Raw genomic sequence first — 1,563 nt, forward strand, 5'->3', positions numbered from 1 at the left:
CCACCGTAAGCACCGGCTCACCGTGGTCGCCCGGTCCGCGGCCGAGGCCGCCCGCGAACTCCGCGCCCATCGCTCCGGTGCGCTGTCCGCCTCCGTCGCCACGGGCACGGCCGTGGAGCTGCACCGGCGCCGCAGCGCGTGGCTGTTTCCCGGGCAGGGGTACCAGCGCACCGGCATGGCCACCCCGTTCCACGGGCGCTACGAGGTCTTCCGCGACGCGCTGGCCGCCTGCGACGCCATCGTCACCTCCGAGACGGGCGTGTCCCTGCTGCCCACGCTGACCACGGCACCGGGTGAGCTGATCGATCTCGACGACACCCGGTTCGGACAGCCCGCGCTGTTCATGGTCCAGTACGCGCTCGCCGAGCTGTGGAGCGCGTGCGGCGCCGAGCCCGACTACCTGCTCGGCCACAGCCTCGGTGAGTACACCGCCGCCTGCCGGGCGGGCGTGCTCAGCCTCGACGACGCGCTCGGACTCGTGCTCGAACGTGCCCGGCTGATGGAGCGCACCGCGCCCGGCGCGATGTACTCGGTGCGCACCGACGAGGTCGACGCACTGCTGCGGGAGCTGGCCGACGGCGCGGGGGACGTGGTCGCCGCCGCGCTCAACGGGCCCCGGGACGTGACCATCTCGGGCACCGAGGACGCCACCGCCGCCGTCGCCGACCGGTGGACCAGGCGCGGCGCGAAGGTCACCCGGCTCGGCGTGAACCGGGCGTTCCACTCCCCCTCGATGGACGCCGTACTCGACGAGTTCGCCCGGCACGCGCGGCAGGTCCGCCACGAGCGCGCGCGGGTACCCATCGTCTCCACGGTCACCGGCACGGAGCTGGCGCCGGACGAGCTGACCGGGCAGCACTGGGTGCGCCAGCTCCGCGAGCCGGTGTTGTGCGGTGCCGCACTGCGGTACGCGGGCGAGGCCGGTGTCGGCGTCTTCGCGGAGATGAGCCCGGAGCCGGTCCTGTCCCCCCTCGTCGGACGCAACGGGGTGGACGCGACCTGGCTGGTCAGCGGAACCCGCGAGGACGTCGACGACCGTCACCTGGTCCGGTCGGTCTCCGAGTGGTACGTCCAGGGCGGAAGCCCACGGTGGGAGGTCTTCGACACCGCGGGTGCCCCCTGTCCCGCCCCGCCCGTGCCGCTGCCCGGACACCCGCTGCGCGCGGACCGGCACTGGTACACGCCCGGCATCCCGCGGCGTCGGCCCGCGGGCGAGGCACCGGCGCACCCGTTGCTCGGCTCGCGGATCGAGGTGGCCGCCGACGACCGCGTCCGCTTCGGCACGGAGCTGACGGCGCGAACACCGTGGTTCCTCGATCAGCACCGGGTGGGGGAGGTCGCCGTGCTGCCCGCGACCGCGATGCTGGAGTGGGTGCTGGCCGCCGCGCGGGAGACCTTCGGAGACGGCCCGGGCTGGGTCCTCGACGACGTCGGCTTCACCGCCGCCCTGCCCTTGCCCGAGTCGGCCCGCGCGTGGACGCAGGCCGTCGTCGACCCGGAGACCGCGACCGTGAGCGGGTATGCCCGGCACGACACGGACGGCACCTGGGTCCGCCGCGTGCA

1 protein-coding gene is annotated in these 1,563 nt (G+C 74.9%); it reads left to right on the forward strand.

From position 1 onward, the window contains the following. The coding region (locus SACSA_RS0100610) for an acyltransferase domain-containing protein (RefSeq protein ID WP_198008891.1) at window positions 1-1,563 on the forward strand (1,563 nt) is incomplete at both ends.

This window comes from Saccharomonospora saliphila YIM 90502, assembly GCF_000383795.1.
GTDB lineage: Bacteria > Actinomycetota > Actinomycetes > Mycobacteriales > Pseudonocardiaceae > Saccharomonospora > Saccharomonospora saliphila.